Raw genomic sequence first — 26,775 nt, 5'->3', positions numbered from 1 at the left:
GGTATAAAAATTATTTTTGGAGGTTTATCATGACTTGGGAAGATGCGCCGTCTCATATTTGTAGAGGGGGAGACGTTAGAGGGCTTGCTTTTTGTTGTCCGCCTATTAAACCATGTCCAGTATTAAATGCTTTACAACAAGTAAATTTAACTCCGCAGGAGTACATAGAAATTAAAACTCAATTTGCAAAAGAAACTAGATTAGGCGAAGGGGCAGGGACCTGTTTCGGTTCTCTTGTATGGTGCTGCAAACCATCAAAACCTTGTCCGTTAAGAGATATGACTTTAAGAAATATGGGAATGAGTCATGATGATTATTTGGACTTGAAAAAAGAATTGTCTGAAAGATTGGTTGGAGTTCAAAAACCTGATCCTGATGAAAGGGCTGAAGCATTGGCTGAAACATTTAATATATCTAAATTAGAAGCTATGAATGTTTTAACTGAATGTAATAATGATTTAAGAGCAGCTGTAAAAGTTTTACATGCAAAGTCTCTTGAAAATTCTGATTAAAATGGATTGGACATCTCTTTATTTAAAAACTTCTAATTTAAATGTTTTTATTTTAGGCACAGGTGAAGTAGCAACTAGAAGAGCCAATAAATTTTTAGACCATGGGGCCAATGTAAAATTGGCAGGAAATAGTTTGTCTAAAGAATTAGAGTCAAAAGGTGCAGTTTTGCGCCCTTTAGATGATGTTGATGAACTGGTTGAATGGTCAGATTTGGTTGTAATAGCAAGCGGCGATGAAGAGTTGTCAGACCATGTTTCTAAAATTGCTCGAGATAAACTTGTTAATCGGGCGGATTTGCCATATGAAGGTAATGTAATTGTTCCTACAAGCTTTAATATTGGAGAAATTGAAATATCTATTTTTACTAATGGGAAAAGTCCATTAATGGCTCGCCAATTAAGAAAAAAAATTCAATCAGTCATTACTGATGAAGATATTCTGGAAATTGAGCTTCAGGATTATGCACGCTCAATTCTGAAGGAATCAATAGATGACCAAAAAGAAAGGCGCAATTATCTCTACAAGATTTTTGAAGATGAAAAAATTAATGAATTTATTAAGAGTAATCAGATTGATGAAGCTAAATCATACATTGATAATTTAATAAGGGGATTGCCGTGATACTTAATTTAAGAGTTGACCATAAAATTGCAGATATTCAATCTATGGAGAATATTTCAAAGGATATTGATGAATTATTTTGGAAATTGCAGGAAAAATTTTCAATTACGGAATATGTTGAAATTTCCACATGTAACAGAAAAGAGTATTACATTAAAAATGACTATATTCCTGAAGATGAAGAATTGCTGTCTCATGAAAATCAAAATATCATAATTGAATATGGTTCTTCTGCTGTAATGCATTTGCTACGTATGACTTCAGGTTTGGAATCAATGATTGTTGGTGAAGACCAGATTTTAGGCCAGGTAAAAGATGCAAAACATAAAGCTATTAAAGAGCATCACTGTGGCAGGGATCTAGATACTATTTTTACAAAAGCTATTCATGTTGGCCAAGTTGTCAGAAACAAAACCAATATCAATAAAGGTTCTGTTTCTATCGGTTCTGCTGCAATTGATTTGGCTGAAAAACATATGGGCAGCTTGGACGATAAGTCTGTTCTTGTCATTGGTGCAGGAAAGATGGGTAAATTGGTTGCAAAGGCACTTGCTGAAAAAGATTTGAATGCTATTTTTGTTGCAAACAGAACTTATTATGTTGCGGTTGAGCTTGCTAAGGATTTAGGTGGTGAAGCTATTTTATTCAGTGACTTGGAGGAATATCTGGCCACTGCCGATTTGGTAATCAGTGCAACAAGCGCCCCTCATGCAATCATAAATAAAAAACGTATTTTAGACATTGATATGGATTATGAAAATGTTATGATGGTTGATATTGCAAATCCGAGGGATATAACTGAAGATGTCTCTGATTTGGGTGTTAAATTATTTAATATTGATGATTTAAGAGAAATTGCTGATATCAATACTCAACTTAGAATTAAGGAGTTTGGTGAAGCTGAAAACATCATCGATGAAGAGTTCATTTTACTTAAAGAATCGTTTAAAATAATGGAAGTTGAAGATCTTCTTGGTAGTTTAAGAGCATCTATGGAAGATATAAGGCAACGTGAAACTCAAAAAGCATTAGTTAAGATGGCTGATGTAGATGGTAGTGAGAAAATTTTGAATAATTTAACAAATTCTATAGTTAATAAGATATTTTTCGACATTTCCAACAATGTCAAAGACGCTGCAAAAGAAGAAAATAAGGAAGTTATTGCAGCTGCGGAATATTTGTTTAATTTTAAATAATTATTCAAACATTCCCTTAACTTCATTATGTTTTATTTTTACAGATTTAAGAGCATAATCTATATTTTGCATTGTGATAATTTCACTGTCATTGGCAATAGCATTGTGCAGCGCGGTTTTTAATATTTTTTCTTTTAAATCTCTTCCGGATAATCCTTTTGTAAGTTTGACTATTTTGTTTAAATCCAAATCATTATCAATTGGCATTGTTTTGAGATTATTTTCTAAAATTTCCAATCTTTCATTGTCATTCGGCAATTTGAATTCTATTTCTTCTTCAAAACGGCTTCTTACAGCAAAATCCAGTGAAGTTGGATTGTTGGTTGCTCCGATTGTTATGACAGACTCATTTTCACTAATTCCGTCCATTTCTGTTAATAATGAGTTCACTATTTCTGAAACGTCTCCTCTTAAAGATTGAAATGATCTATCTAGTGCAATTGCATCCATTTCATCAATAAATATTATTGATGGGGAGTTTTCACTGGCTTTTTTAAATAATTCGTGGATTTTAGATGCACCATCTCCCACATGGTCACCTATTAGTGATGTTGATTTAATTAAATGCAGTGGAACATCAAGTTCATTGGCAAGAGCTTTTACAAGCATGGTTTTACCTGTACCTGGAAGTCCATAGAATAAAATATTTTTTGGAGCCCACTGTCCGAACTTTTTAGGATTTTCCAGATATTTTTTAATTACTTTGACTTTACTTTTTGCATTTTTTTGACCCACGATGTCTTGGAGGAAAATATTTGATTTGACTCTTACATCATTCTTTTTCACATTTAAATCGTCTGTAATTAATTTAATTTTTGTCTGCTCTGAAATTATTGAGTTATTTGGTTTAGCGGAAATAATTTCAAAACCATAGTCCGGAATGATTTTTTGATCAAATAAGTGTGAGTTTTCGCGGACAACCAAACCGAGCCATTGTTCACGGGCGTATTCTTCAAATAATGCGCCATTTTTAATTTCTATGTCCTCATCCATCAAAGGAAAAGCAAATGGATAACCTACTGGTTTTAAAATTACTAATTCAGCATCATCCTTTGTTTCAATTTCTTTTTTCAAGGATTTTTGGTTGGTTGTTTTAATTTCTTGCGTTTTATTATCACTTTTCAAAAAACTCACCTCCAATATTTGTTACAACATAACATTTGTTTTAATTATTTATATATTTGTGGTGACAAAATAATTTTAGAGGTATTTCTATGAGTTTTAGAACATTAAGAGTAATATTCATAACTCCATTTTATATGATATTTCAGTTTTTCTTATTGAAATATATCTTTTTATTGTTTGGAGGGGTTAATAACTTAGATTTAGCTAAGTTGGCAATAGTTGTAGGTTTGTTTCATCTTGTTCCGATGTTTTTTGAAGCTAAAAAATCTACAGTTTTGGGAAGAGTTGTATCTACTATTGATGGAGTTTGGATGTGGGGTTCAATGATGTTTTTCATAGATATTGTTGCAATTTATTTAATTAAAATGTTTGTTGAGATTCCTTTCCCATTAATTTGTTTATTATTGGCTATTGTTCCTATATTAGGGCTTTACAATTATTATAATGCTCATAACTTGGTCGTTAAGGAAAGGGTTTTGGAATTGAATAAGTTATCTAGAGATATTAACATTGTCCATCTCTCTGATGTTCATTTTGGTTCCGTAAGACACAGACCAATCATTCGCCAAATTTCAGAAAAGTTAAAACTGCTGGAAGATGAATGTGACTTGGTTGTTATTTCCGGAGATTTGGCTGACGGATCTTCAGCTGTTGAAAAAGATGACTTTTCAGCATTCCAGGATGTTAAAATTCCAATAATATTCACTCCTGGAAATCATGATTTCTATCTTGAAATTGAAAATGTTATTGAGGCCTGTAAAAATGCAGGAGTCATTGTTTTGGATAATAAACGTGCTGAATTTGAATGTTTAAACATAGTTGGGGCATCTTATAGTTTTGATGATAATGGAATGCCTGATGTAAATGAATCTTTAATCAGGCCGGGTTTTGTCAACATCATTAATTATCATGTTCCATATTTTTGGGAGGAATTTTCCTCTTTGGGATTTGATGTCCAATTATCTGGCCATACTCATGGTGGTCAGTTCTATCCTGTAATCTTTTTTGCTGAACTCATTTTTAAATATAATATGGGATTGTTTAAAAGTGATTCTGGTAAATATCTGCATGTTACAACAGGTGTTGGTTCAATGGATATTCCTATGAGGTGGGGAACTAATTCCGAGCTAGTTATCTTAAGATTAAAAAAGAGCAGATAATTAAAACTTATTAAAGATAACCACTTAAATAATATTGTATGGTAAACGAAGATAATCACAATCATTTTTGTATTTACTGTGGGGCTAAAATTGACTCCAATCAGAACTTCTGTTCTGAATGTGGAAAGCCAATATTTAAAAAGGAACCAGTTATTGAAGCAGTTCCGAAAGAGTATGATTTAAAGATTACAGAATTGGAACATGAATATGATATAAAACAAAAGAGGGCTTGTGAACTGGTGGAAAAGGAGTTTGATCCAAATCATTTTGCTTATGAGCGTTTTTCATCAGCCATTACCAAATCAAACAACTTATTTGATATTCAGGTAGGTATTGCAAGAAAAATGCTTGAATTGGATCCTTCTAAAAATCCATTTGTTATAAAAGAGCTTGACGGTAAAATTAAAACTCTTGAAACTTTTATAGATAAAATGGAAGATTTAACAAATGAATTGATAATTCATTTGAGTTCAAACAAAAAGGATAATGATGATATTAACGACCTTTTCAAGGATATGGATGATTTGATAAATTCAGTTAAGGATTATTAATTCATAACATTTTTTCATATATCTCTTTCATTTTTAAAGCATCCAAATCTCTTTGTGGGGTTTCACAAATAATGTTTGCCTTCCAGCCATTATCAATTAAATTTGCAAGCAAATCTTCAATGTTTGGTCCGTATTCATCACTTTCGTCCAATGTGTGATGTTTAATTTCTCCGCCTTGGCCATATTCGATTGTTGTATAATGGCAGTGCAGGATATCAATATCCAAATTATCTTCAATTGTTGAAAATATGCAATTGTAATCTTCTTTTTTATTTAAAAATCCTCTTCCTCTTGCATGGACATGTGCAAAATCAATTGTTGGTTCAAAATGGTCAAATGTGGCACATAACTCAACAACTTCATGAACATTTCCAAGCTGTGTTCTTTTTCCGGTAGTTTCAGGTGCGAATGTAAATTCTTCAATGCCTTCCGCTTCAAGTTCTTCAAATAATCTATTTACTGTATTTTTGGATATTTCCATGGCTTTTTCGGGTTTTCTATTCAGATAAGCTCCTGGGTGGAATACAAGTCTATATGCTCCCATCCATTCTCCCGCACGAGCTGCAGATATTAAATGTCCGATACTTTTTTCAAGCTTTGAATCTTCCTTGGCACACAGGTTAATGTAATATGGAGCATGCATTGAAACTTGAATGTCATGCTTTTCAGATTCCTCTTTTAGAGTAGTTGCAGCTTTTTCACCAATTCTTACTCCATATGGGGATTGGTATTCATAAGAGTTAAGACCTTCTTCAGAAATAAATTTTGGAGCTTTATATGCTGCACCTTTATAGTTTATAGGACTTCCTGCAGGTCCAAAAAGTACATTATGTTTCATTTAAATCAGTAAAAAAATAGTAAAAAAGAGGGAATTTAAAATATTCCCATAGCTTTATTGGTTTTTGCGATTGATTTTTCGTTGTCACTTTCCATTTCTAAAAGTGCACGAATAGCATCAATATTTTCAGGTATTACATCAGATTCCTGATGCACAGCTTGCATGTAGAATAATTCATTTCCCACAACATTAATGGATTCTTTCCAGACTGGGATTTCATATAAGTCATTTCTGTTTCTTCCAAGTTCTTTAGCATATTCCATTAACTCAGCAGTTGATCCTAATCCTTCTTCAGCAGAAACAACAAGGACTCTTGAACGTTTTTCTAATGCTTCAATAATTTCTTCAGTTTCCACGTCATTGTTGATTTCAACCATGATGTTGTGTTGGTGCATTAATGTAGTAGGAACAAGTAATGCCATGGTTGTTACGTCAATACCTTTCATTACAGTCTTTACGTCAGGACCGTGGTGAGATGGTACTTTTGGAGGGTTTGGAACAATTGCATTAATTGGTCCTTTTTTGATTTCTGATGGATCAGATCCTCTTCTTACCATTACTGCTCTGACTTTTTTAATGTCTGCTATTGGGTCAATAGTTGATAATGTACGTGTGAGTCCTGTAGTGTTACATGAAACTACTCTTGTGTAATCTGCACCGTATGAATCATCATAATTGGAAATAGCATTAAATGAAAGGCCGGTTAAATCATGGTCTTCTCCACCTTGATAAATTGCTTTAACGCCTGCTTTTTTATACATTTCAAGGTTTTGTGGTCCGATACTTCCAGGAGTACAGTCAACAACAACGTCTGCTTCCTGAATCATATCTTCAACAGTACCTGCTATTTCAATTCCCGCATCTTTGAATAATTGTTCTCTTTCTGGAATTCCAATGTATAAAGGATAGCCTTTTTCTTCAACGGCAGTTCTTGCTTCGTAGTTTGGTCTAGTTTTACTTACACCAATAACTTTCATATCATCTTGAGCAGCTACTGCATCAGCCACTCTTTTACCGATGGTTCCGTAACCATTAATTGCAACAGTTTTCATTTTAATCCCTTTTTAAGTTATAATAATTAAATATTATATGAATTTAAATCTGTTATTTAAGTTATATATAATTTGATATTTTTAATTTTAATAAACTATTTGAATTTGACAGACTCTGCCATGGATTTCATCAGGGTTTCGTTATCACATTGCATCAGAATATACTTTTCATTATCTCCAACAATTGCCATGTCATGGTAATTTGTTTCTCCAATGATATTTTTCCCATTAAAATGTATGATTGTAGTGTTGCCTGTTGAATTCATTTTCATATCTGTGTTGTTTTTTGCCATCTCTTCATAATATTTCACTAGTGTGTTTTTTGCACCTATTGATTGGGTATAGACGACGTTAATCTTTAAACTGTCGTTTCTGTAATTCAGTGTAAGATTGATATTTTTACTTTGAGCTCCTTCAATTTTTTCAAATGACATTCCTTTAGGAACATTCATTTTAAAATATGAATCAAAATCATGTTCTTCCAATGTTGTGTTGTTCTGGGCAAATACGATGCCTGCAGATAACAATGCAGCCAAAATCACTATTAAAATAAAACATTTAATGTTTTTCATATTATCACAATTAAATTTATGTGGTGGATATTATAACTTTTTTTCTAAAATGTAGATGATTATATAAAATAATTGGGATAAATTTAATAATGGTGTTACTTTGAGCAATATTAATTTACATTATAAAGTTGAAGGTAAGGGCGAAACAATTGTTTTTCTCCATGGACTTTCTGATAATTTGAACTATTGGGAGATTTTAGCAACTAATCTTAAAAAAGATTATCAAGTCATCCGTTTTGATTTGCCTGGACATGGTCAATCTCAAATGGGTGAAGATGAAATGGATGTTGATTTGATTGTAGACAGTCTGCTTGTGATTTTGGATGAATTGAATGCAGATAATATTAATCTTGTTGGTTTTTCTTTGGGAAGTCCAATTGCACTTGATTTTATACTCAAATATCCGAAAAAAGTTAATTCTCTTGTGTTGATGTCTGGCTTTTCTAAAGCTGACGAGCATATGAAAAGTGTTTTCAGTGATTTTAAAAATGATTTAAATATGGGTTTTAAAGAATTTTATGATAATATTTTGCCTAAGGTATTATGTCCTGATGTTATTCGTGATAATCGTGTGGAACTGGATTTATTAAAGCAGCGGGCTTCACAAACTGCTAATACTCAAGCTTATATTAAAATCATTGATGCTTTCTGGGATTTTGATTTAGAAGATAAGCTGTCTGAAGTTTCTGTTCCTACATTAATTCTGGCCGGTAAATATGATAAAATAACTCCAGTTTCTATTCAAATGGAAATTTGTGAAAAAATAGATGGTTCTGAATTAATTATTTTTGATGATGTAAAGCATAATTTGCTGGTGGGTAAAAACAATATGAAAATATTGGATATTTTAAAGAACTTTTTAAAAAATAAAAAATAAGGAGGATTCTATTCTACTTTGAATCCTGCTTCTTCAACAGCTTCGTTAATGTCTGCATCACTTACGTCGCCAGACATTGTAATTGTAGTGATTCCGGAGTCTAAATCTGCTTTTGCATCTTCAATTCCGTCGACATCTGTTAAACATAATTCTACAGCTTTTACACAAGATGGGCAATGCATACCCACTACTTTAATTTCTTTTTCAGCCATGATAAATCACCTTATTATCGATAGTTAATATTATGCTTTTGATTTATTTAAATGTTTAGACATGCCTAATTTTTTAGATTTTTTATAATCCTCTTTTGAAATTTTTTTAAGTGTTAATGTTGAAGAATAGGTAATTACAACAATGGAGCCTATATTATGGATTAATGCTCCTTCAATTGGATTTAGGATTCCAAGAATTGCCAATGCCATTGCTATAATGTTTATTGTTAATGCAAATCCTATTCCTATATTTATTGTTTGGACGGTTTTTCTTGCAATTCTGATTAAACCCGGAAGATTTTCGATGTTGTCGTTGATTAAAGCGATATTTGCAGCTTCAATACTAACGGCACTGCCAATATCTCCCATAGCTATTCCAACATTTGCTTTTCTAAGTGAAGGGGCATCATTTATCCCGTCTCCAATCATTGCAACTTTATGTCCAAGAATTTGTTCGTTTTTAATGTATTCTGTTTTATCTTCAGGCAAACAGCTTGCCTTAACATTTCTGATTTTTAATTTATTTGCAATGTATTCTGCTGTTTTTTTGTTGTCTCCTGTGAGTAATGTTGATTTAATTCGTAATTCTTTCAGTTCTCGTATTGTTTGTTTTGATTTTTCACGTATTGTATCTGCAAGATAAACCTGTCCGATAACTTCACCATTTTTTGCCACATATATTGCAATTTCTCCATTTTGAGGTTCTTTAATGGATGTTATCTCAATATTTTCGGATATCAGGAGTTTTTTGTTTCCGGCAATGATTTTTGAACCATTTATTTTACCACTTACTCCATTTCCGAAATGCATTTTAAAATCATTAACATGCTCTAATTCATTTCCCCAATACTCCTTTACAATTGCCTTTGCTAAAGGATGTTCTGATTTTGATTCAAGAGATGCAAGAAGATGCATCATTTCATCTGGATTTTCTGAAATAACATTAACGATTCTTGGAATTCCATATGTTAATGTTCCGGTTTTATCAAATGTTATTTCACTGACTCGTGCCAATTCCTCCAGTGATTCTCCGTCTTTTACTAAAATACCGTATCTTGTTAAATTTCCAATTGAAGCCATTATTGCTGTTGGTGTAGCCAAAACCAGTGCACATGGACAGAATACTACAAGAATTGTGACAGATCGGGTTATTTCAAATGTAAACAGGTATGTCAATATTGCTGCTATAAACGCTATTACAACAATCAGTGTTGCCCATGCATCTGCGGTTCTAACAATTTTTGAATTTTCCGCTTTGGATGATTCAACCAGTCTAATTAACTTTTGTAGAGAACTCTCCTGGCTGATTTTTGTTGTTTTCATAATGAATGATCCATAAAGATTTATTGTTCCTCCATATACTTCGTCATTAACGCTTTTGTCTACAGGTATGGGTTCTCCTGTAAGGGTTGTCTCGTCAATTGAGGTTTCACCATTAATGATGATGCCGTCAGTAGGTATACTTTCTCCCGGAAGTACTTTTAAGATATCTCCGACCTGTACATTTTCGACAGATATTTTTTCTTCAATGTTATTTTTAATTCTGGTTGCAACTTGAGGTGTCATTTTTACAAGTTCTTCAATTCTTCCCTGGGTTTTAGATAGTGTATATTCTTCTAAAAATCCTCCAATTGCCATGATTGTTGCGATTTCACCTGCTGCAAATACTTCACCAATTATTATTGATGCAATAATTGCTATGGATACAAGCAAATCTGCTTTAATATCAAATTCAGTAATTAATCCTTCAATGCATTCTTTAAGAATTGGTATTCCGCAGAGTATAACTGCAATCCATGAAATATAGTCGAGTGATAGAATGAAACTGCTAATTATACTTGCTGTGGAAACGATTATAAGCAGAATATCTATTTTTTGCTCTTTTGTTAATTTCATTTTAATCAACCTCACTGGTCTAATTATACCCTATGGGGTATAAGGTAACTTTAAAAAAAATTAAAGTCTGGAGTAATATTCCAAAATTGATGAGATGTCACTTATGGCTTCATCTACATCTTCATGTTCTATGGCTTGTTTTACGCAATTTTCCAAGTGTCCTTCTACAATAATGTGTCCAACTTTATGCAGTGCTGATTTTGATGCATTAACTTGCATTAATATTTGTTCACAGGGAATATCTTCTTCAATCATGCGGTCAATTGCATTTAATTGTCCTATGATTTTTTTGATTCTTCTATGTAAGTTGTCAGTATCCATGCATTGTTTCATAATAAACACCTCGTATACCTGTGGGGGTATATGTTAGAATTAGTATATAAAAGTTTGGGTGAAATTTCAAAAAAAAATAAAAAAATAAGGAGGAAAATTTCAAGACTATGCTTGATTTTCCATTTCTTCAAATTTAGCTGGGAAATATTCGTCTACAACGTATTCAAGCCCATATTTTGAAAAAGATTGCTGTTCTGCTTTTTTACCAATTTTAAGCATTTTCTTAATTTCTGTTTGCCAGAAATCGTCTTTATACCTTGGGTCTTTAGAAAGCTCTTTAAGTCTTAACACGTCAACATCTTTGAGTTTATCGGTTGGCAAATCATAATTGATAATATCGGATGCTGTTACTCCGATGAATTTGGCATCAGGAGTTGCAAGGTCACTGTTAACGTGAGCTAATTTTGCACTTCCGGAAATGATTACCTGTGCAATGTGGAATCCCCAAGGGTCTCCGTCGTTACAGATATAAACTGGTAATTTAAGTTCTGTATTAACTCTTTTAAGGAATCTTCTTGTAGCACGAGCGGCTTGTCCTTTAAGTCCGACTATTAAACAGTTAAATCTTTTGTGAGCATTTTCCTGAACTAATCTGTGAAACATTCCCATGGTTTCCACAGCTAATACTTTATCAACATTGTGGTCAAGGAAATCTACTTGGTCTATTGTTGGTGAGATGGTATAACCGGATTTTCCCATTTTTGCAGCATTGATTTCTACTTCATCATGAAGGGTCAGGTCTCCATAAACGGATGCGCCGTCCTCTTCTGGCATTAAACCTAAATCTTCACGTGTAGTACCGAGGGTTACTTCAAGGTCTTCCCCAACGATGTTTGATTCTTGTTGGCTTTTAAAGCTGATTCCCCAACCTTCAGAAACATAATACATTTCCCTGATGGTTGCAGTTTTTTCACGAGCCACCAAATCTTTACAGAAATTAGCTACATAAACCATCTGGCCCATTTTTCTGATTTGCTTTACATTACCTAATGATCTTTTACCGTATCTGTCTCCTAATACGTAGTATCTTTTAGCTTCATCATAAACAATGTTTCCAGTACCACGGGACGGAACTCTAACTGAAGGAACTTTATTTTTTTCTATGTCTTCAATAATTTCCTGACCTAAACCTTTGAGTTTATTAAAGGTGTATTCCTTTCTTTTTTCCTTATGTGATTTTTCTTTTTGTTCAGCCATTTAAATCACCTAATCCTCAAAATCCTCTTCAACATCATCTTCATTGAACTTATCTAATGCAGATTGACCTTCTTCAACAGTATGTCCGAATTCGTCAACTTCTTCCATGATGATTGCATCGAGTTCTTCTTCTTCCTCTTCATCTTCAACTTTCTCACCGAGTAATTCAGCAAGAGCTCTTTTGGTTACTTTTGCTAAAACTTCATGATATTCAGGAACTCCTGTTTCACCAAGCTTTGCAGCTTCTTCAATAATAACTGGAACGTATTCTTCAAATACTTTTGAACGTTTTTCCTTTTCTTTTGCTGCTCTTTTAGCTCTGATGTGCTTTTGTAGTTTACGAGCTAGTTTCATTGTTGCCTGTCTGATTTCGTGAACAATTTCAGGTTCAGGTGATACACTTTGTTTTCCTGTTGAAAGGTAAGGTACCTGTGTAGAGATAATATTTACAAATAAGGTTAATGGAGTATTATCCATGTCTTTTAAGCCATAACGTTTCCAGTCAATACTTTTTAAAGCTTCTGTAATTGCACAGCTTCCTGCATCGAAAGTTAATGGAACTCTGTTTGCAAATCTCATGATTTCAGATTTTCTTTTCTCATTAACTACTCTTCCTGCATCTCCACCGTATGCAAGTCCCGCTTCAATAATGAATGACACACCCCCTTGGTAGGTAACAGGTTTTCTTGTAATTGTTGTTACAAATTCAGGTTTAAGAATTTGTTTCATACCTTTTTCAATTTGTTCAGAACCGATAGGTATAAGTCCATCAGTTGGAGGAGCCATGAATTTCATTTTCTTGAAACAATGTACAATAGCTTCAGCTTCTGGGAAAGTCATTGCTTTTGGACGTTTGTTCATGTCAATTCCGGTCATTTCGGCAATTTCATCAACTCTTTTGTTTGACATTCTTGACATTGATGAAGTTAACATACTTTTATATCTTCTACTGTCGGTGTTTTTAGCCATTGTCATTAAGTCATCAGCACTTACACCTTTTGGATGTGGTAATACTTCTTTTGGTTGTACTGGAACTACATCTGCTGCTCTTTTAAAGATATATTTGTGTCCGGATGGGTCTCTAAATGTAATTTTTGCATGAGGGTTACCGATCATGGTTCTTCTGATGTATTCAAAAGCACCCTGTTCTGCAAGAGAGTAGGACACGTCTTTAAATTGTAATTCAATACAGACACCAGTGCTGTCTGCAGGATAGTCTTCTCTTTCCATTAAAATTCCACGGTTGTTTTCCACATCCATTTGGAATTTCATTTTAACTCCTTTAATTTCATCTCCTTCTTTGAAACATGAAATTACATGGGCCGGTTTACCGGTGGTCATTTGTGATAAAAGTACACATCCACTACAACCTAAACCTTGTTGTCCTCTGGATTGGATGTTTCTGAATTTTGATCCTGCAAACATCATACAGTATACCTGCATTACGTAGTCTTCAGGAATTCCCGGTCCGTTATCCTTGTGTCTTAAAATGTAATGTTCTTTATCAACACGCTTTAATTCTATGTCGATATCTGGTAAGATTCCTGCTTCTTCACATGCATCAAAACTGTTTGTAATCAGTTCATGGAAAACAATGGTTAAAGAACGAATTTTACCAGTAAATCCAAGCATTTGCTTGTTTTTTCTAAAGAATTGGGATGGAGTCAATCTGTCAAAATCTTCATCCCAATCAATTCCCGCTTGTTGAGCCAAAATTTTTCCTCCTTAAAATTAAATATGTTTTAAAGTATTATCATAATAATATTTAAATGAAGTCAGAGAGCATTTGATAAGTAATATTCATACCCTACCCTATCTAACTGGTTTAAATATGTGGTAAAATAATAAGTTAAAAACATGTAGAAAATATAGTATTTACACTACACTATCTATATATATTGGTTAAAGTATATAATGGTTTGTAATTACTAACATTATTTTTATAGTAATCTTTCATTAAAATTGATTCTAAAATGTAATATTTATTTGAATTAGATTTTATGATTGGAAATGCCTTATTTTTTAAATTAAATAAAAAGTTGTATGGGTCTATAAAATTGTTCTAAGAGTCTAAAATTGTTTTTATTTAGAACTAACCATCTTAAATATGTTAATGGACATATTGATTACCCTTATGTTTTCAAAAAATAGTATAAACAATATTGTACATAAACTTCACCTTGATAGCTTCAAAAATAGGAGTTATTCGGCATCCGGAAGTATGACAAATTGGTATGCTTTTTAAATAAGTTAAAAAAATAGTTTTTAGGAGTTTCAACTCCTAAATATTATCTTCATCAAAGTCGATTCCATCTTTAAATTCGATTTTATCGTCTTCGATTCCCACTAAGTCTTTAAATTCTTTTAATTTTAAATCTTCTTTTTTATGTTCTAAAAATCCGTAAACGGATTTGTGTCTGGATCCGTTCAATATCATCTCAATAGCTTCTTTTGCAATCATGATGTTGTTCATTTCGCCTATTAATGAAACTGTTTTACCATAAACTGCCATATCTACTTCAGCCATTTCCATGATTATTTCACGTGTTTTTCCATCTTTTCCAATAATTCTTCCTTTGTATCTTGCAAGGGCCTTTTTAGATTTTCCAATGTATAATGGTAAGCTTATGACTTCAAGATAAATATCATCATTAACTAATTTAAGTGCAACTTCCGGATTAAATCCACGGGCAACTGCTTTAACGATATGATTAGCATTCCAAACTCCTAAAGGGTCTTCCATGTCTTCCCTAGGTGTGATATAAACTGTCCCGTCGTCACTGTCAATGTCCAGGATTGTTCCAGTTGCCTTTTCAATGGATTTTTTTACTCCTCCATTGCTTCCAATTAATGCCCCTACTCTGTTTTGAGGTATTTTTAAGTAATCTGTTTCCGGCATAATTTTCACCTTTTTTATTAAGAGTAATATTATTTATTTAATTTCAAATCTTTAAATGTTTTTGTTAAAATTAGTATTTAACTTTTAAGATGATTTAATTAAACATCTCAGGAAATGAATGATGACATAATGTTAAATAAAATAATGACATATATTATAATATGGCAGGTAGTGAACTTTTAAATAACTTAACTGATAGGCATGCTGCAATCACTGATGGTGTTTTTGCAATCGCTATGACAATTCTTGTTTTAGAAATAGCAGTTCCAACAATTGCGGATATATCTTCGGGTGTTGGTTTAAGTGATTATTTAGTAAATTTTCTATTGCCATCTATTCTGATATATTTCATAAGCTTTTATCTTGTATATAATTTTTGGGAAAACACGGTCATTCTTTTTAATTTTAATAAAATAAGTTATGGTATATTGACTTTAAATATGATTACACTGGCTGTTGTTTGTTTAATACCCTTTGCAACAGGATTCTTTTTTAAATTTTTCAATTATATTGAAGTGAATATGTTCTTTTCAGTATTGATATTGGTAATCAGTTTATTGTACATATTAATATTTCTTTTATTAATCCGGAATAATTTTAAAGATTATTTTGATAAGAAAGATGAAATAAAAACTAATATCAATAAGGCCCATGATGAAGGAATTGAATTTCCTAATTTAAAACTATATCTTAAAGGTGTTTTATTGACATTATTATATTTATTGTTGGCGCCGGTTATCAGTTCAGTATTGTCTATTATTTTGGCATTCGTATCTCCATTATTAAGTGTATTATCTTTTCTATTAACTTGGGTTCTGGTATTTATAATTCGTATAAAACGTATTGGTAAAGATAAATTGAGTGATCTTGATTTGAATGATGATGAAGAACGATTCATGTCTAATATTAGAAAAAGTATTTATGGTGAATGAGTGCAGTAATTTCAAAACTGATGTTTGGTAAGATTGTCTGATGGAGTTAATATGATTCCATCTGCAATTATATTTTTTATTTAAAACTTTGGATTCACATATTCCCAAACTTCTTTAAAATTAGTTTCTACACCTAGTTTTGTATATTCCCGAACAAGGGTGTTAATGTCTCGCTCAAGCAATTCTTTTGAAATTGGATTATCCAGCACTACTGACTGTGAAACATCAATTATAACTGGTTTTTCATTTAAATTTAAAATATTATAGTTGGATAAATCTCCATGAACTAATTTTGCCTGTCTTACAAACAGTTTCAACTCAACAAGCAATTTATTCCAAAATTCGTCGGGATTTTGTGGGGGCTGGTTTTTAACTGGTTGTGCAGGATTTCCGTCTTTATCACCGATGAATTCTATTAAAAGCACATTATTTGCACTGGTTATTGGTTTTGGAACGGTTACTCCGGCATCATAAAGTCTTGTTAGATTTTTGAATTCTTTTGTAACCCATGAATAAATGATTTTGCGTTTATTTTTGGTTTTCACATTAAATCTCGGATCGCCTTTGAGGTAATAGTCCATTTTCTTAAAATCAGATGTTGCAATTCTGTAGATTTTAACTGCAACAAATTTTTCATCATCTGTAATGCCTGTAAGTACATTAGCTTCCTTACCTGTACTTATGGCGCCATTTAAAATATCAATATGTCCCTGATTAGCTAATTTGTATAATGTTTCTAATGTTATTTTATCAAAAATTTCATTTCCGGTTTTTCTTTCTGAATTGTCTTTTCTACGTTTTTCAGAATGAATTTTTTGATGCTTTGCATCAGCTTTAGCTACTTTAGGGTCCATTAAAATCAAAAAAATAAGTAATAAGACTACATTTTTAAGTAGCCTTTTCTTTCAAGCCAATTGGATTCGGTTTTTGTGTATCTCCAAATTACATCAGCTTTTTCATCTGATTGGAAATCCCATGGTTTTACAAGGATCACGTCACCTTCACGAATCCAAATACGTTTTTTCATTTTTCCAGGGATTCTGGTCATTCTTATATTTCCATCAGCACAGCGGACTTTTAATTTTCCGTGTCCCATGATTTGTTCAACTACTCCAGGTATTTCTCCTTTTTTAGGAGTCCTTACTCTTCTGTACTCTTGTTGTTGATTTTGATTTGGTTTTGACAAATACTCTCCTCCAAAATAATAATACGTTTCTCCATAAGATTAAATTATTTATATTTATATGAATATATTATATATTAAGTTATTGGATTTAATATAAAGTGGTAATAATGGGAACTGAATTTTTAAAAATTAAGGAATGCGATGAAGCTATTGATATTATTCAAAATTTATTTAATGAAAATTTAAAGCCACAAAGTGAAGAGATTGATGTAAGTGAAGCTTATGGTAGGATTTTATTTGAGGATGTTTACTCAAGAATGGATTTTCCTCCATTTGACAAAGCATTAAAGGACGGTTTTGCAATTCTGTCCAGTGACAGTTTTGGCGCGTCTGAAGAAAGTCCGAATACTTTGGATGTTATTGACTTTTTGGAAGCAGGTTCTACTACTGACAAGAAGGTTGAAGAAGGTAAATGTATTGAAATAAGCACTGGTGCAGCCATGCCTGAGGGTGCTGATGCTGTTGTAATGGTTGAATATGCAGAAAAGATGGACGGCAAAGTTAACCTTTTGACTACTGCTACTCCTTCTCAAGATGTTGCAAAAAAAGGTTCTGACATTGAAGAAGGCAAATTGATTCTTAAAAAAGGAGACTTTTTAAATTCTGGAAAAATTGGAGTTTTACTTTCTCAAGGTTTCGAAACTATTGAAGTTTACAAAAAACCTAGTGTTGGTATACTTTCATCAGGTAATGAAATTACTCTTCAGGGTCAGGAGTTAGATTATGGAAAAATCTATGATGTAAATGGTGGGATGATTAAGAATGATGCTGTTTCCTGTGGTGCAGATGCTAAATTCTTAGGGGTCATGAGAGATGACTATGATGAAGTAAAGGAAAAAATCATCAATTCCCTTAAAGAAGTGGATGTTCTGTTCTGTTCTGGCGGAACTTCTGCAGGTCTTGGAGATGTCTTAAAGCATGTTTTGGATGAATTGGGTGAAGTTCACATTCATGGTATTTCAGTTCAGCCGGGAAAACCTACTATTGTTGGTGTTATTGATGAAAAATTGGTCATTGGACTACCAGGTAATCCAGTTTCCGCTTTAATGATATTCAATGCATTTGTAGCTGAACCTTTAACAAGACTTTCAGGTATCAATAGAAACTTTGAACTTGAAGTTGTTAAAGGCAAAATCACTAAAAGAATCCACTCTCAGGTTGGAAGAATGCAATACCAGCTTGTTAAAGTTGATGGAGATAATATTCAACCGATATTTAAGGATTCCGGTGCAATTTTTTCACTTTCAACTGCTGACGGTTATGTAAAAATTCCAAAATTAGTCGAACTTGTTGATGAGGGAGAAGAAGTAGAAGTTTATTTATTTAATTAGGATTATAAAATTTAAGTAGGTGTAATAATGGATTATGAAGTAAAAGTAATTCCAGAACAAAAATTGGGAGTGATTAATTGTAAAACTCCAATTGGAGATTTAGGAATATTCCTTTCCATATTGATGGATTGGGTTGATACTGAAGATATTGAAACTGAAGGAGAACCATTTATTGTTTATTTTTCACCAAGGCATGAAGTTAATGAAGGTGATGTTGTATATGATGTAAGCATTGCCATTAAAGGTGATCCGGATGAAACTGACAGGATTCGTGTCGTTGACATGATTGAAAACAAGGTTCTTGCAGGAAAACACTTTGGTTCAACTGACAATATCATGGATACCTATGCTGAGTTGGTTGAAGTTGCACAGGCCAATAATTATGATATTATAGGATCTCCTAAGGAAGTTTTAATCAAAGGGTTCTATAATTGTGATGATGAAGATGATTTCATCACTGAAATTCAGTTGCCTATTATTGAGATGTAAGGTGATTTGATGGCTAAAGATAAAGAAGCAGAATTTGAAAAAGAAATTGAAAGACTTGCTCATAAATCTAATGTTAACATTAGAAAATCAGAATTTGCTTTTGAAACTCAATTAAAAAACTTAGATAAAGAAATAGATAATGTTATGAAAAATAAGTTTAAAGAGTTTGATAAAAATAAAGAGTTGACTTCTGAGTATTTAAATATAAACTATACAGATGATTCAATCAAAAGATATAGGGAAAAATTAAAAAAGATTTAATTTTTCTTTCCCTTTTTTTTTCACTGTCCCACTATTCTTAAATTATGTACTAACAGTTTAGGAATTATGAATGAGCTGTATTGTTTAATTTCAGAGTTTATTCCTTCTACTTTTTTCATGATTTCAAAGATATTTCCAGAAACCATTGCTTTGTTAATAGGGTCTGTCAGTTCACCATTTTCAATTTTAAATGCATTACTTGCTTCAACTGAAAAGTCTCCAGATATTGGATTTGCTGTGTGGGCCCCTAGGACACTTGTTATCTGGACTCCTTTGTGGATTTCAGATAAATCTCTCATTTCACTAAATTTGAATTCTAAATTGCTTGGACTGATTTGCGGTGTTCCAAAATAAGATCCTCTATATCCATTGGAAGTTGTTTTAACGTTTTCCTTGTTTGCGGTGTAAATATCATAGATAAATGAGTTTAAAACACCGTTTTTAATTAAATCTGTTTTTTGGGATACGCTTCCTTCACCGTCACATTTTGTGGTATGCATTCCTTTTTCCAAAAGAGGATTGTCAATGATTGACAGTGTAGGATTAGCTATTTCGCTTCCGAGTTTATCTTTCAAAATGGATCTTCCTCTCATTACATTTTCACCATTGAATGCTCCCATGAATGTTTGCAGAAGTCCGATTGCAGCATAATAATCTAAAACCGCATCATAATCATCAGTTTCAATGCTTTTGGTATTCAAAGAACTTTTGGCAAGGCCACATACTTCATTTGCCAATTTTTCACCGTCCAGTTCAAAAAACCTTGAAGATTGTGAATTGTATGCAGTTGCAATTTCACCATCTTTTTGTATGGTTACTGATAATCCCAGTCCAAATCCTGTTCCCTGATTTTCTATTGAAACTCCATTGGAATTTATTATTAATGACCTTCCTTCACTGGCATCAAATCCTGAACCTGTTACCTCACATCCGCTGTCTGTTGCTGTTTGGATTGTGGTTTTCAGAAGTTCAATTGATTCATCAAGGTCAAGGTCATTGAATTTTTTATCATAGACTCCTTTAACGTCATTTACTTTGCTGACTTCAGAAAATGCATAATTATCAGGTTTTGTTAATTTTGCATTGTCTATGGCCTGATTTACAGTTTCTTCAATTTTATCCAAGTTTGAAGTAAATGCAAATCCGATTTTTTTGTCTTTAATTACTCTTATTCCAATTCCCTGTTCAATCTCCTCTTTTACAAAGTTCAATTCATTCTGTTCCGAATCAAGTACTATGGTTTTATCTTCGTCAATATAAATTTCGTAAGCATCACATTTGCCTTTAACTGTTTTTTCTGCTTTTTCAGCTAGTTCATATATCATATTATCACTACAGTGCAAATTTTTCAATAGCTTCTGCCACTCCGTCTCCAAATAGATTTTCACAGGTATAAGTGCTTATTTCTTTTAGTTTTTCTTCGGCATTTCCAACTGCTATCTTATATCCCGCTTGCCTAAGGAAATCCTCATCATTCTGGCTGTCTCCAATAGCCATCACATTTTCCATGTTGATGCCGTTTCTTTCACATAAATATTTTAGTGAAGTTCCTTTGTTGACTCTTTTATCTGTAATGTGGAGTGCAAAACCGCTGTCATAAATTTCAAGTTCGTCAAGGTATTTAAAATCTTTTAAGGCCTCTTCAAGTTCTTCTCTCTTTAGAGTTTTGTAAAAAACGGTTTCTGTTAATCGGTACATGTTGTCATGGGATGCGTGCTGGTCGAATTTTTCACCCAATTTCTCTTTTAAGTGGTTTTCTGCTGATGTGACGAAATCTTTGTCAACTAATGTTTCAACAGCATTGTTGTTTTCACCTTCTTTAAATACGACACCTCCGTTTTCACATACGATCCCTCCGCTGCATCCGATAAGTACTTCGGTGGCATATGCATAATTTACCACATTTCCGGTAACGATAATTGTGGGAATGCCTGCTGCTTCTGCTTTTCTTAGAGCTTTAATTGCGGATATGCAGATTTGTCTTTTTTCGTCAGTTATTGTTCCATCGATATCTACTGCGATTGCTTCTATTGTCATATTATCCTCTTGAATATCTGTGTGCGATGTTACAGGTTCCTTCTTTACTTACCATACATGCTCCGATAGGATGTAGTGGATTGCATGCTTTTCTAAAGAGTTTGCAGTCTTCAGGTCTTGCAAGGCCTCTTAAAATTGGTCCGCAAATACATCCTTTAGGGGCTTCATTAACGTCTTTTACTTCGATGTCATATTTTTCCCTTGCATTGAACTCGCTGAACTCATCTTTAATTTCTAAGATTGAATTTGGTATTTTAGGAAATCCTCTCCATTCTCTTGAGGTTACATCAAATACCTGTTCCATCATCTCTTGAGCTACAACATTTCCTTCTTCACGAACTGCTCTTTTGTATTCATTTTCAATTTTCGGTGTTTCATTGTGAATTTGTCTTAAAATCATGTAAACTGACATTAAAATGTCAAGTGGGTTAAATCCTGCTACTGCCTGTGGAATTCCAAAGTCAGTTGAGAAGTATTCGAAAGGTTTTGTTCCAATAATTGTACATACGTGTCCTGGCTGGATTAATGCATTTAAGCTGGTTTCTCCTGAGTTGATTAGAAAATCAATTGCAGGAGGTATTAGTCTGTGACATGAAAGCACTGAGAAGTTTTCAGGAGGGGTACTTAATAATTCCGCTGCGGTTGTAGGTGCGGTTGTTTCAAAGCCTGCAGATATGAATGCAACATCATTGTCTTCTTTTTCAGCTATTTCAATAGCTCTGTTTATTCCATAAACTACTCTTACGTCTCCTCCTTCTGCTTTAGCATCTGCAAGTGATCTTTCAGATCCTGGTACTCTCAGCATATCTCCGAAGGTGGTTATTGTCACGCCTTTATCAATAAGTTCTAATGCTTCATCAATTTCACGTGATGGCACAACACAAACCGGACATCCTGGACCTGCAATAATTTCCACATCGTCAGGAAGCAGGCTTCTGATTCCATTTTCCATTATAGTGTGTTCATGGGAACCACACACGTGCATTATTTTAACGGGTGTAGCTAATTCATTAATTTTTCCTATTAACTTTTCAGACATATTTTTCATATTCATATTAACACCGAAGATTTAATATTATATTATAAATATATTTAGTACTATATTAATTAATATTTTATTGTATTTAAAGGGGACGCACATGTTTAATAATAATATGATTTTAGTAGTTATTCCCGCAAGAGGAGGTTCAAAAGGCATTCCTCGTAAAAATTTGAGACTGCTTCACGGCAAACCCCTCATTACTTATGCTATAGATGTTGCCAAATCTTCTCAATATGTTGATGATGTGGTAGTAACTACTGATGATTCTCAAATTGCATTGATAGCTGAAAAGTTTGGAGCCAGTGTTGTTAGGCGTTCTGAAGAATTGTCTACAGATAATGTCCTGCTTGATCCTGTTATTCATGATGCAATGATTCAAAAAGAAAAATTAGCTTTTGATGAATATGATATTGTAATAACTCTTCAACCTACTTCTCCATTAGTCAAAACTAAATCTTTGGATGCAGTGATTGAAAAATTTGAAGATTTCAGTATTGACAGTGTAATTTCCGTTGTTGACGACAGACACTTAAGTTGGGGATATGATGAGAATAATCATAGATATTTCCCTAATTACATTGACAGGGTCGCAAAAGTTGACCTGCCAAAATCATTCAGGGAAACTGGTGCTATTTTAGCTACCAGAAGATCGTTTGTCAAGGAAAATTCCCGTTTAGGTACCAATATAGACATTGTTGAAGTTTCACGTGAAGAAAGTGTCAGTATTGAAGAGTATGAAGATTGGTGGCTTGCTGAAAACTATCTCAAAAAGAAAAAAATAGCCATCGTTGTTAATGCCAATGATGAAATTGGAACAAGTCATCTCAGCAGGTGCGTAACAATAGCTTCAAAGCTTGTGTTCCATGAAGTTTTATTTTTAATCGACGAACATTATCCGCTGGGCGTTGATATTCTTGATAAATTCAATTATTCTTACAGGACATATGAAGATTTTGAAGAGTTGTTTGAAATTTTTAATCAATATGGTCCTAATATAATAATTAATGATATATTGGATACCTCTGGTGAATACATATCTTCTTTAAAAACAGACGGTTATTTTGTAGTTAATTTTGAAGACATTGGTTTTGGCAGCGGTATTGCGGATGTTGTATTTGACGATTTGTATGAACATGCTTCTGAAGAGAAAAATGTATTTCAGGGCAGCAGATATTTCATTTTAAATGATGAATTCTATTATCAGCAGTCCAAAATAATAACTAATGAGGTTAATAGGGTTTTAGTTAATTTTGGTAATGTTGATAGCAATAATTTTACAGAAAAGGTAATCGATGCGATTTTAACTACAAACTTTGAAGGCAGAATCGATGTTATTGTAGGTTTGGGCAATAATCGTTTGGAGGATTTAATAGCCAAATATGAATCAAATCCTTTAATTCAATTTTACAGGAATGTTTCCAATGTCAGTGAATTCATATTCAGGGCTGATCTTGTTTTCACATCTTCAGATAAATCCGTTTATGAAATCTGTTCTTTGGGTGTTCCGACAATCTGCTTATGTCAAAACGAGCGTGAATTGTCTCATACATTTGTCAATCCTGAAAAAGGATTTATAAATTTGGGTTTGGGTAATGATGTTGAAAGTCAGGAAATTGTTGAGAAGTTTATTAATCTTGTCAATAACTATGAGTGGAGACTTGAATTGAATAAGAGAATGTTAAACGTTGAGTTGAGATACGGATTTGAAAATATGCTTGCCGTTGTTGAATATGAGTATAGGAAATTCCAAAACAGACTAAGGTAAAATCATGTTAGTATTTAATAAAAAGCCATTTATTATAGCCGATATAAGTCTTGCATATTATGAATTTGCCAAGCAGGAAGAAATAGCAGATATTGAAGCTGCTAAATTTTTAATTGACGAAGCACAATCATGCGGTGTGGATGCAGTAATGTTTCAGTCATTCAAAGCTGAAAATGTTCTTTCAAGAGATAGCTCTGCACTTGATGAATTGGGTCTCTCAATGGATTATTTCGATTCTTTAAAAAATCTTGATAAATTTGGTGTTGGTGAATTCAAGCAGTTGGCGGAGCATTGTCGAAGCATCGGAATGACTTTTTTATCAACTCCTCTTGATTTTGAATCTGTTGATTATCTGGATGAATTTTTGGACGTTTATCAAATTGCTTCATCAGACATTAATAATATTCCATTCATTAAACATGTTGCAAGCAAGAATAAACCGATATTGCTTTCAACTGGTGCAGCAACCTTAATGGAAATTAAAAATGCTATCAAAGCCATTGAAGATGTTTCTACAGTTGATATTGTAATAATGCATTCAATAATGTCTTTCCCTACTAGTTATGAAGATGCTAATCTGCTGATGATAAAGGATTTGATTGAAAATTTCCCTGAATATGAAGTAGGATATTCTGATCACACAAAACCTGATGATGACATGCTGATTTTGACAACTGCATACAATTATGGAGCAAATGTTTTGGAAAAGCATTTCACTTTTGATAAAAAATTGAATGGCGTGGATTCATGTTATGCGATGGACGGCGATGATGTTATTAGATTTAAAAGAAATGCTCTCTTTTTATCAAAAATCAGTGGTCGTAAAAATAAGCAGCCATTGATTTGTGAGTCTTATGCCCGTAAGGAATATCGAAAATCTATTGTTGCAAAAAATGATATTAAGAAAGGTGATACTATAACTGAGGCAGATATTACATTTAAGCGCCCAGGTATAGGTATTGCGCCTATTTATGCTGATGATGTAGTTGGCAGAATTGCAGATAATGACATTCCTAAAGATGCCTTAATTAAATTTGAAATGTTAAAATAAAAAAAGAAATTAAATTATTTCTGAAGAACAATCTGCAGAATAGTTGTTAATTAAAACAGCACATTTGTCAATTGTTTCAGAGTCTAATTTAATTGTACTGGTTTGTATTTGATTTAATAATTCTTCAATAAACAGGTCTTCATCTGTCAATGGCAGATTGATTACAACAACTTCATTGTTTATAAAACCTACAAGAGGTTCAACAAAGCAATTTTTAATGTTATTTTCATTGAGGAAATTAATTAAATCTTCTCCTAAACTTAAAGCTTTTTGTTTGATTTTGTTGTCTTGTGAGAACTTAGCCTGTTTAGTGGTATATCTGAATTTTTTGACGTTTTCATCATCGTCGTGGAACTCTTCAATTTTATCTTCATCCAAATCGCTTGATCCGATTAAGTTTAGATTTTCATTTTCGGATTCTAATCTGAGTTTAGGATTGTATTTTTGTGATAAAAGAGCATAAATTCCAGTTGGACCTACAACTAAATGGTTTATACTGGATTTTGATGTTGGAGTTTTTACATTGTAAAATACATAGTAATCATCAGGTAATGTCAGTAAGTGTTCTCTGATAATTCTGGTTCTTTTTTCAGTTTCTTTTACATCTCTTGTTTTGTAAAGTCCATAACATAAGATAATTACGCCAATTAATAGAGCAACGATTCCAATACCGCTGTTAATTAATAATATCTCAATAATACTTAAAATAAAAATCACTGCTCCAATAAGAAGTACTATGGTATTTGTATCCATGTTTGAAAAACTAAAATCATTATTTTCAGGGTCAAAGAGGGAACCTGAAATTTCACCGGTTTTTTCATCCGGTTCAGGTATTTTAAGTCTTTCAAAGAAACTTCCCACTGATCTTTCACTAGGTTTTTCATTAGTATTATCTGGATAATATTCTTTCATTCCTTTAAAGAATTCATCTTTAAGGAAATTTTTCAAGATTGTGTAATCATTAGTTTTTGGAAGTGCGAATTCCTTTCCAAATTTTGATAACACATTTTCAGGAATTGTTGTTCTAGCAGTTTTAGATGGTGATTCTTCTTCGAAGTTAAGCTCTTCTTCTCTTTTTTCAAAATTAGCTATTTCTCGCATATTCTCTTCTGAGAAGAAATTTTCTATTCTGCCAGTAATTGATTTAAAAGAGCGTGGACTATCTTTTGTTTGTTCTTCAATGATTGGTTCCTCAGGCATTGGTTCTGATTCTTGTTTGATGTAGCTAACTTCTTTTCGTCTCTCTTCAATATAGTTGTCAAGTTCTTTATTCATTTCTTCATCAAGATATCTTAAAGAACCTCCGCAGCTATCACATTCATAATCAAGTATGCTGTCGCTACTTTTAATTTTAAATTTTAATCCACAGTCTTCACATTGAACGATTTGTGAATTATCATATTTGAATGTGTTAATAAATGAGGAACGGGAGTTACTTTCATCATCGGAATATTCTTCCAAATATTCTAAGTCACCTGCACATGTAGAACACTCGAATGTGGATATGTCATCATTATCATCGAGTTGGTACTTGGCACCACAGTTCTTACAGCATACAACTTTCATATTATCCTCTTTAATTCCTTTATGATATTACATTTTTATGTTTTTTATTATATATGTTTCTAATCTTAATGTA

General features: G+C 32.8%; 28 protein-coding genes. 12 read left to right on the top strand and 16 right to left on the bottom strand.

What is annotated here, in order from left to right; all coding sequences use genetic code 11:
• The first annotated feature begins 29 nt into the window (after positions 1 to 29).
• From QZU75_RS01035 to hemA, 3 genes are read left to right on the top strand one after another with little or no spacing between them, the layout of a single operon-like run.
• Positions 30 to 512, top strand: a complete 483-nt coding sequence (locus QZU75_RS01035) for a methanogenesis marker 9 domain-containing protein (RefSeq protein WP_296881088.1) — start codon at positions 30 to 32, stop codon at positions 510 to 512.
• Between the two features lies 1 nt (position 513).
• Entirely contained in the window at positions 514 to 1,134 is a 621-nt protein-coding gene (locus QZU75_RS01030) for a bifunctional precorrin-2 dehydrogenase/sirohydrochlorin ferrochelatase (RefSeq protein WP_296881087.1), read from the top strand.
• Positions 1,131 to 2,330 carry a glutamyl-tRNA reductase gene (hemA, locus tag QZU75_RS01025; RefSeq protein ID WP_296881086.1) on the top strand — a complete coding sequence of 400 codons (1,200 nt, stop codon included), beginning with the start codon at positions 1,131 to 1,133 and terminating at the stop codon, positions 2,328 to 2,330. Before QZU75_RS01030 ends, hemA begins: the two co-directional genes overlap by 4 nt.
• On the opposite strand, the gene QZU75_RS01020 is transcribed toward hemA, so the two are convergent.
• On the bottom strand, positions 2,331 to 3,455 hold the full coding sequence (locus tag QZU75_RS01020; protein WP_296881085.1) for an AAA family ATPase: 1,125 nt from the start codon (positions 3,453 to 3,455) through the stop codon (positions 2,331 to 2,333).
• A gap of 89 nt (positions 3,456 to 3,544) precedes the next feature.
• Here QZU75_RS01020 and QZU75_RS01015 point away from each other — a divergent pair, with 89 nt between their 5' ends.
• Together QZU75_RS01015 and QZU75_RS01010 are read left to right on the top strand one after the other, a co-directional pair.
• Positions 3,545 to 4,615, top strand: a complete 1,071-nt coding sequence (locus QZU75_RS01015) for a metallophosphoesterase (protein ID WP_296881084.1) — start codon at positions 3,545 to 3,547, stop codon at positions 4,613 to 4,615.
• A 38-nt stretch (positions 4,616 to 4,653) separates the two neighbouring features.
• A complete protein-coding gene (locus QZU75_RS01010) occupies positions 4,654 to 5,166 on the top strand; it encodes a zinc ribbon domain-containing protein (RefSeq protein ID WP_296881083.1) in 513 nt (170 codons plus the stop codon).
• A gap of 1 nt (position 5,167) precedes the next feature.
• On the opposite strand, the gene QZU75_RS01005 is transcribed toward QZU75_RS01010, so the two are convergent.
• From QZU75_RS01005 to QZU75_RS00995, 3 genes are all read right to left on the bottom strand, one after another.
• The gene (locus QZU75_RS01005; RefSeq protein WP_296881082.1) at positions 5,168 to 6,004 is read right to left on the bottom strand and encodes a TIM barrel protein; all 837 of its coding nucleotides are present in this window, start codon (positions 6,002 to 6,004) and stop codon (positions 5,168 to 5,170) included.
• A 35-nt stretch (positions 6,005 to 6,039) separates the two neighbouring features.
• On the bottom strand, positions 6,040 to 7,056 hold the full coding sequence (locus QZU75_RS01000; protein ID WP_296881081.1) for a phosphorylating glyceraldehyde-3-phosphate dehydrogenase: 1,017 nt from the start codon (positions 7,054 to 7,056) through the stop codon (positions 6,040 to 6,042).
• A 95-nt stretch (positions 7,057 to 7,151) separates the two neighbouring features.
• The gene (locus QZU75_RS00995; protein ID WP_296881080.1) at positions 7,152 to 7,628 is read right to left on the bottom strand and encodes a hypothetical protein; all 477 of its coding nucleotides are present in this window, start codon (positions 7,626 to 7,628) and stop codon (positions 7,152 to 7,154) included.
• Positions 7,629 to 7,728: 100 nt separating this feature from the next.
• On the opposite strand from QZU75_RS00995, the gene QZU75_RS00990 reads away from it, so the two are divergent.
• Entirely contained in the window at positions 7,729 to 8,505 is a 777-nt protein-coding gene (locus QZU75_RS00990; protein WP_296881079.1) for an alpha/beta fold hydrolase, read from the top strand.
• 8 nt (positions 8,506 to 8,513) lie between these two features.
• Here QZU75_RS00990 and QZU75_RS00985 read toward each other — a convergent pair whose 3' ends face one another.
• The 6 genes from QZU75_RS00985 to QZU75_RS00960 form a co-directional block, all read right to left on the bottom strand.
• Positions 8,514 to 8,717: a heavy-metal-associated domain-containing protein gene (locus tag QZU75_RS00985; RefSeq protein WP_296881078.1), complete on the bottom strand. Its 204-nt coding sequence runs from the start codon at positions 8,715 to 8,717 to the stop codon at positions 8,514 to 8,516.
• A gap of 30 nt (positions 8,718 to 8,747) precedes the next feature.
• Positions 8,748 to 10,613 carry a cation-translocating P-type ATPase gene (locus tag QZU75_RS00980; protein ID WP_296881077.1) on the bottom strand — a complete coding sequence of 622 codons (1,866 nt, stop codon included), beginning with the start codon at positions 10,611 to 10,613 and terminating at the stop codon, positions 8,748 to 8,750.
• 60 nt (positions 10,614 to 10,673) lie between these two features.
• Positions 10,674 to 10,946: a metal-sensing transcriptional repressor gene (locus QZU75_RS00975; RefSeq protein ID WP_296881076.1), complete on the bottom strand. Its 273-nt coding sequence runs from the start codon at positions 10,944 to 10,946 to the stop codon at positions 10,674 to 10,676.
• A gap of 105 nt (positions 10,947 to 11,051) precedes the next feature.
• Positions 11,052 to 12,143, bottom strand: a complete 1,092-nt coding sequence (locus tag QZU75_RS00970) for a DNA topoisomerase IV subunit A (protein WP_296881075.1) — start codon at positions 12,141 to 12,143, stop codon at positions 11,052 to 11,054.
• Between the two features lie 9 nt (positions 12,144 to 12,152).
• Positions 12,153 to 13,856, bottom strand: coding sequence for a DNA topoisomerase VI subunit B (gene top6B, locus QZU75_RS00965; protein WP_296881074.1), 1,704 nt, complete (start codon positions 13,854 to 13,856; stop codon positions 12,153 to 12,155).
• 568 nt (positions 13,857 to 14,424) lie between these two features.
• Positions 14,425 to 15,042 carry a KH domain-containing protein gene (locus tag QZU75_RS00960; RefSeq protein ID WP_296881073.1) on the bottom strand — a complete coding sequence of 206 codons (618 nt, stop codon included), beginning with the start codon at positions 15,040 to 15,042 and terminating at the stop codon, positions 14,425 to 14,427.
• Positions 15,043 to 15,203: 161 nt separating this feature from the next.
• Here QZU75_RS00960 and QZU75_RS00955 point away from each other — a divergent pair, with 161 nt between their 5' ends.
• Positions 15,204 to 15,974 carry a TMEM175 family protein gene (locus tag QZU75_RS00955; RefSeq protein ID WP_296881072.1) on the top strand — a complete coding sequence of 257 codons (771 nt, stop codon included), beginning with the start codon at positions 15,204 to 15,206 and terminating at the stop codon, positions 15,972 to 15,974.
• Between the two features lie 80 nt (positions 15,975 to 16,054).
• On the opposite strand, the gene QZU75_RS00950 is transcribed toward QZU75_RS00955, so the two are convergent.
• Positions 16,055 to 16,828 (bottom strand): serine protein kinase RIO, encoded by a 774-nt coding sequence (locus QZU75_RS00950; protein ID WP_296881071.1) that lies wholly within the window; start codon positions 16,826 to 16,828, stop codon positions 16,055 to 16,057.
• A 26-nt stretch (positions 16,829 to 16,854) separates the two neighbouring features.
• Positions 16,855 to 17,160 (bottom strand): translation initiation factor eIF-1A, encoded by a 306-nt coding sequence (eif1A, locus tag QZU75_RS00945; RefSeq protein ID WP_292793457.1) that lies wholly within the window; start codon positions 17,158 to 17,160, stop codon positions 16,855 to 16,857.
• A 107-nt stretch (positions 17,161 to 17,267) separates the two neighbouring features.
• On the opposite strand from eif1A, the gene glp reads away from it, so the two are divergent.
• From glp to QZU75_RS00930, 3 genes are read left to right on the top strand one after another with little or no spacing between them, the layout of a single operon-like run.
• Entirely contained in the window at positions 17,268 to 18,491 is a 1,224-nt protein-coding gene (gene glp, locus QZU75_RS00940; protein ID WP_296881070.1) for a gephyrin-like molybdotransferase Glp, read from the top strand.
• Between the two features lie 27 nt (positions 18,492 to 18,518).
• Entirely contained in the window at positions 18,519 to 18,980 is a 462-nt protein-coding gene (locus tag QZU75_RS00935; protein WP_296881069.1) for a GyrI-like domain-containing protein, read from the top strand.
• Positions 18,981 to 18,989: 9 nt separating this feature from the next.
• Positions 18,990 to 19,241 carry a hypothetical protein gene (locus QZU75_RS00930; RefSeq protein ID WP_296881068.1) on the top strand — a complete coding sequence of 84 codons (252 nt, stop codon included), beginning with the start codon at positions 18,990 to 18,992 and terminating at the stop codon, positions 19,239 to 19,241.
• Between the two features lie 20 nt (positions 19,242 to 19,261).
• Here the strand turns inward: QZU75_RS00930 and QZU75_RS00925 are convergent, their stop codons facing one another.
• From QZU75_RS00925 to hypD, 3 genes are read right to left on the bottom strand one after another with little or no spacing between them, the layout of a single operon-like run.
• Positions 19,262 to 20,566, bottom strand: coding sequence for a TldD/PmbA family protein (locus tag QZU75_RS00925; RefSeq protein ID WP_296881067.1), 1,305 nt, complete (start codon positions 20,564 to 20,566; stop codon positions 19,262 to 19,264).
• A 7-nt stretch (positions 20,567 to 20,573) separates the two neighbouring features.
• Entirely contained in the window at positions 20,574 to 21,278 is a 705-nt protein-coding gene (locus QZU75_RS00920) for a phosphoglycolate phosphatase (protein WP_296881066.1), read from the bottom strand.
• 1 nt (position 21,279) lies between these two features.
• Entirely contained in the window at positions 21,280 to 22,326 is a 1,047-nt protein-coding gene (hypD, locus tag QZU75_RS00915) for a hydrogenase formation protein HypD (protein WP_296881108.1), read from the bottom strand.
• Positions 22,327 to 22,417: 91 nt separating this feature from the next.
• Here hypD and QZU75_RS00910 point away from each other — a divergent pair, with 91 nt between their 5' ends.
• Together QZU75_RS00910 and QZU75_RS00905 are read left to right on the top strand one after the other, a co-directional pair.
• Positions 22,418 to 24,085 carry a cytidylyltransferase domain-containing protein gene (locus QZU75_RS00910; RefSeq protein WP_296881065.1) on the top strand — a complete coding sequence of 556 codons (1,668 nt, stop codon included), beginning with the start codon at positions 22,418 to 22,420 and terminating at the stop codon, positions 24,083 to 24,085.
• 4 nt (positions 24,086 to 24,089) lie between these two features.
• Positions 24,090 to 25,136: an N-acetylneuraminate synthase family protein gene (locus tag QZU75_RS00905; RefSeq protein WP_296881064.1), complete on the top strand. Its 1,047-nt coding sequence runs from the start codon at positions 24,090 to 24,092 to the stop codon at positions 25,134 to 25,136.
• 9 nt (positions 25,137 to 25,145) lie between these two features.
• Here the strand turns inward: QZU75_RS00905 and QZU75_RS00900 are convergent, their stop codons facing one another.
• Positions 25,146 to 26,702, bottom strand: coding sequence for an NERD domain-containing protein (locus QZU75_RS00900; protein WP_296881063.1), 1,557 nt, complete (start codon positions 26,700 to 26,702; stop codon positions 25,146 to 25,148).
• Positions 26,703 to 26,775: the final 73 nt, after the last annotated feature.

Source organism: uncultured Methanobrevibacter sp. (genome assembly GCF_902764455.1).
In the GTDB taxonomy this organism is placed as follows: domain Archaea; phylum Methanobacteriota; class Methanobacteria; order Methanobacteriales; family Methanobacteriaceae; genus Methanocatella.
This window is presented reverse-complemented; position numbering and strand designations above follow the sequence as displayed.

Coding starts and splice junctions, on each gene's coding strand:
- QZU75_RS00910 (WP_296881065.1), top strand. CDS start 22,418: ATGTTTAATAATAATATGATTTTAGTAGTTATTCCCGCAAGAGGAGGT.
- QZU75_RS00980 (WP_296881077.1), bottom strand. CDS start 10,613: ATGAAATTAACAAAAGAGCAAAAAATAGATATTCTGCTTATAATCGTT.
- QZU75_RS00960 (WP_296881073.1), bottom strand. CDS start 15,042: ATGCCGGAAACAGATTACTTAAAAATACCTCAAAACAGAGTAGGGGCA.
- hypD (WP_296881108.1), bottom strand. CDS start 22,326: ATGAAAAATATGTCTGAAAAGTTAATAGGAAAAATTAATGAATTAGCT.
- glp (WP_296881070.1), top strand. CDS start 17,268: ATGGGAACTGAATTTTTAAAAATTAAGGAATGCGATGAAGCTATTGAT.
- QZU75_RS01005 (WP_296881082.1), bottom strand. CDS start 6,004: ATGAAACATAATGTACTTTTTGGACCTGCAGGAAGTCCTATAAACTAT.
- QZU75_RS00955 (WP_296881072.1), top strand. CDS start 15,204: ATGGCAGGTAGTGAACTTTTAAATAACTTAACTGATAGGCATGCTGCA.
- QZU75_RS00985 (WP_296881078.1), bottom strand. CDS start 8,717: ATGGCTGAAAAAGAAATTAAAGTAGTGGGTATGCATTGCCCATCTTGT.
- QZU75_RS00975 (WP_296881076.1), bottom strand. CDS start 10,946: ATGAAACAATGCATGGATACTGACAACTTACATAGAAGAATCAAAAAA.
- QZU75_RS00950 (WP_296881071.1), bottom strand. CDS start 16,828: ATGGACCCTAAAGTAGCTAAAGCTGATGCAAAGCATCAAAAAATTCAT.
- QZU75_RS01035 (WP_296881088.1), top strand. CDS start 30: ATGACTTGGGAAGATGCGCCGTCTCATATTTGTAGAGGGGGAGACGTT.
- QZU75_RS00995 (WP_296881080.1), bottom strand. CDS start 7,628: ATGAAAAACATTAAATGTTTTATTTTAATAGTGATTTTGGCTGCATTG.
- QZU75_RS01010 (WP_296881083.1), top strand. CDS start 4,654: ATGGTAAACGAAGATAATCACAATCATTTTTGTATTTACTGTGGGGCT.
- QZU75_RS01015 (WP_296881084.1), top strand. CDS start 3,545: ATGAGTTTTAGAACATTAAGAGTAATATTCATAACTCCATTTTATATG.
- QZU75_RS00900 (WP_296881063.1), bottom strand. CDS start 26,702: ATGAAAGTTGTATGCTGTAAGAACTGTGGTGCCAAGTACCAACTCGAT.
- QZU75_RS01030 (WP_296881087.1), top strand. CDS start 514: ATGGATTGGACATCTCTTTATTTAAAAACTTCTAATTTAAATGTTTTT.
- QZU75_RS00935 (WP_296881069.1), top strand. CDS start 18,519: ATGGATTATGAAGTAAAAGTAATTCCAGAACAAAAATTGGGAGTGATT.
- QZU75_RS00920 (WP_296881066.1), bottom strand. CDS start 21,278: ATGACAATAGAAGCAATCGCAGTAGATATCGATGGAACAATAACTGAC.
- QZU75_RS00905 (WP_296881064.1), top strand. CDS start 24,090: ATGTTAGTATTTAATAAAAAGCCATTTATTATAGCCGATATAAGTCTT.
- QZU75_RS01000 (WP_296881081.1), bottom strand. CDS start 7,056: ATGAAAACTGTTGCAATTAATGGTTACGGAACCATCGGTAAAAGAGTG.
- QZU75_RS00930 (WP_296881068.1), top strand. CDS start 18,990: ATGGCTAAAGATAAAGAAGCAGAATTTGAAAAAGAAATTGAAAGACTT.
- QZU75_RS00925 (WP_296881067.1), bottom strand. CDS start 20,566: ATGATATATGAACTAGCTGAAAAAGCAGAAAAAACAGTTAAAGGCAAA.
- QZU75_RS00970 (WP_296881075.1), bottom strand. CDS start 12,143: ATGGCTGAACAAAAAGAAAAATCACATAAGGAAAAAAGAAAGGAATAC.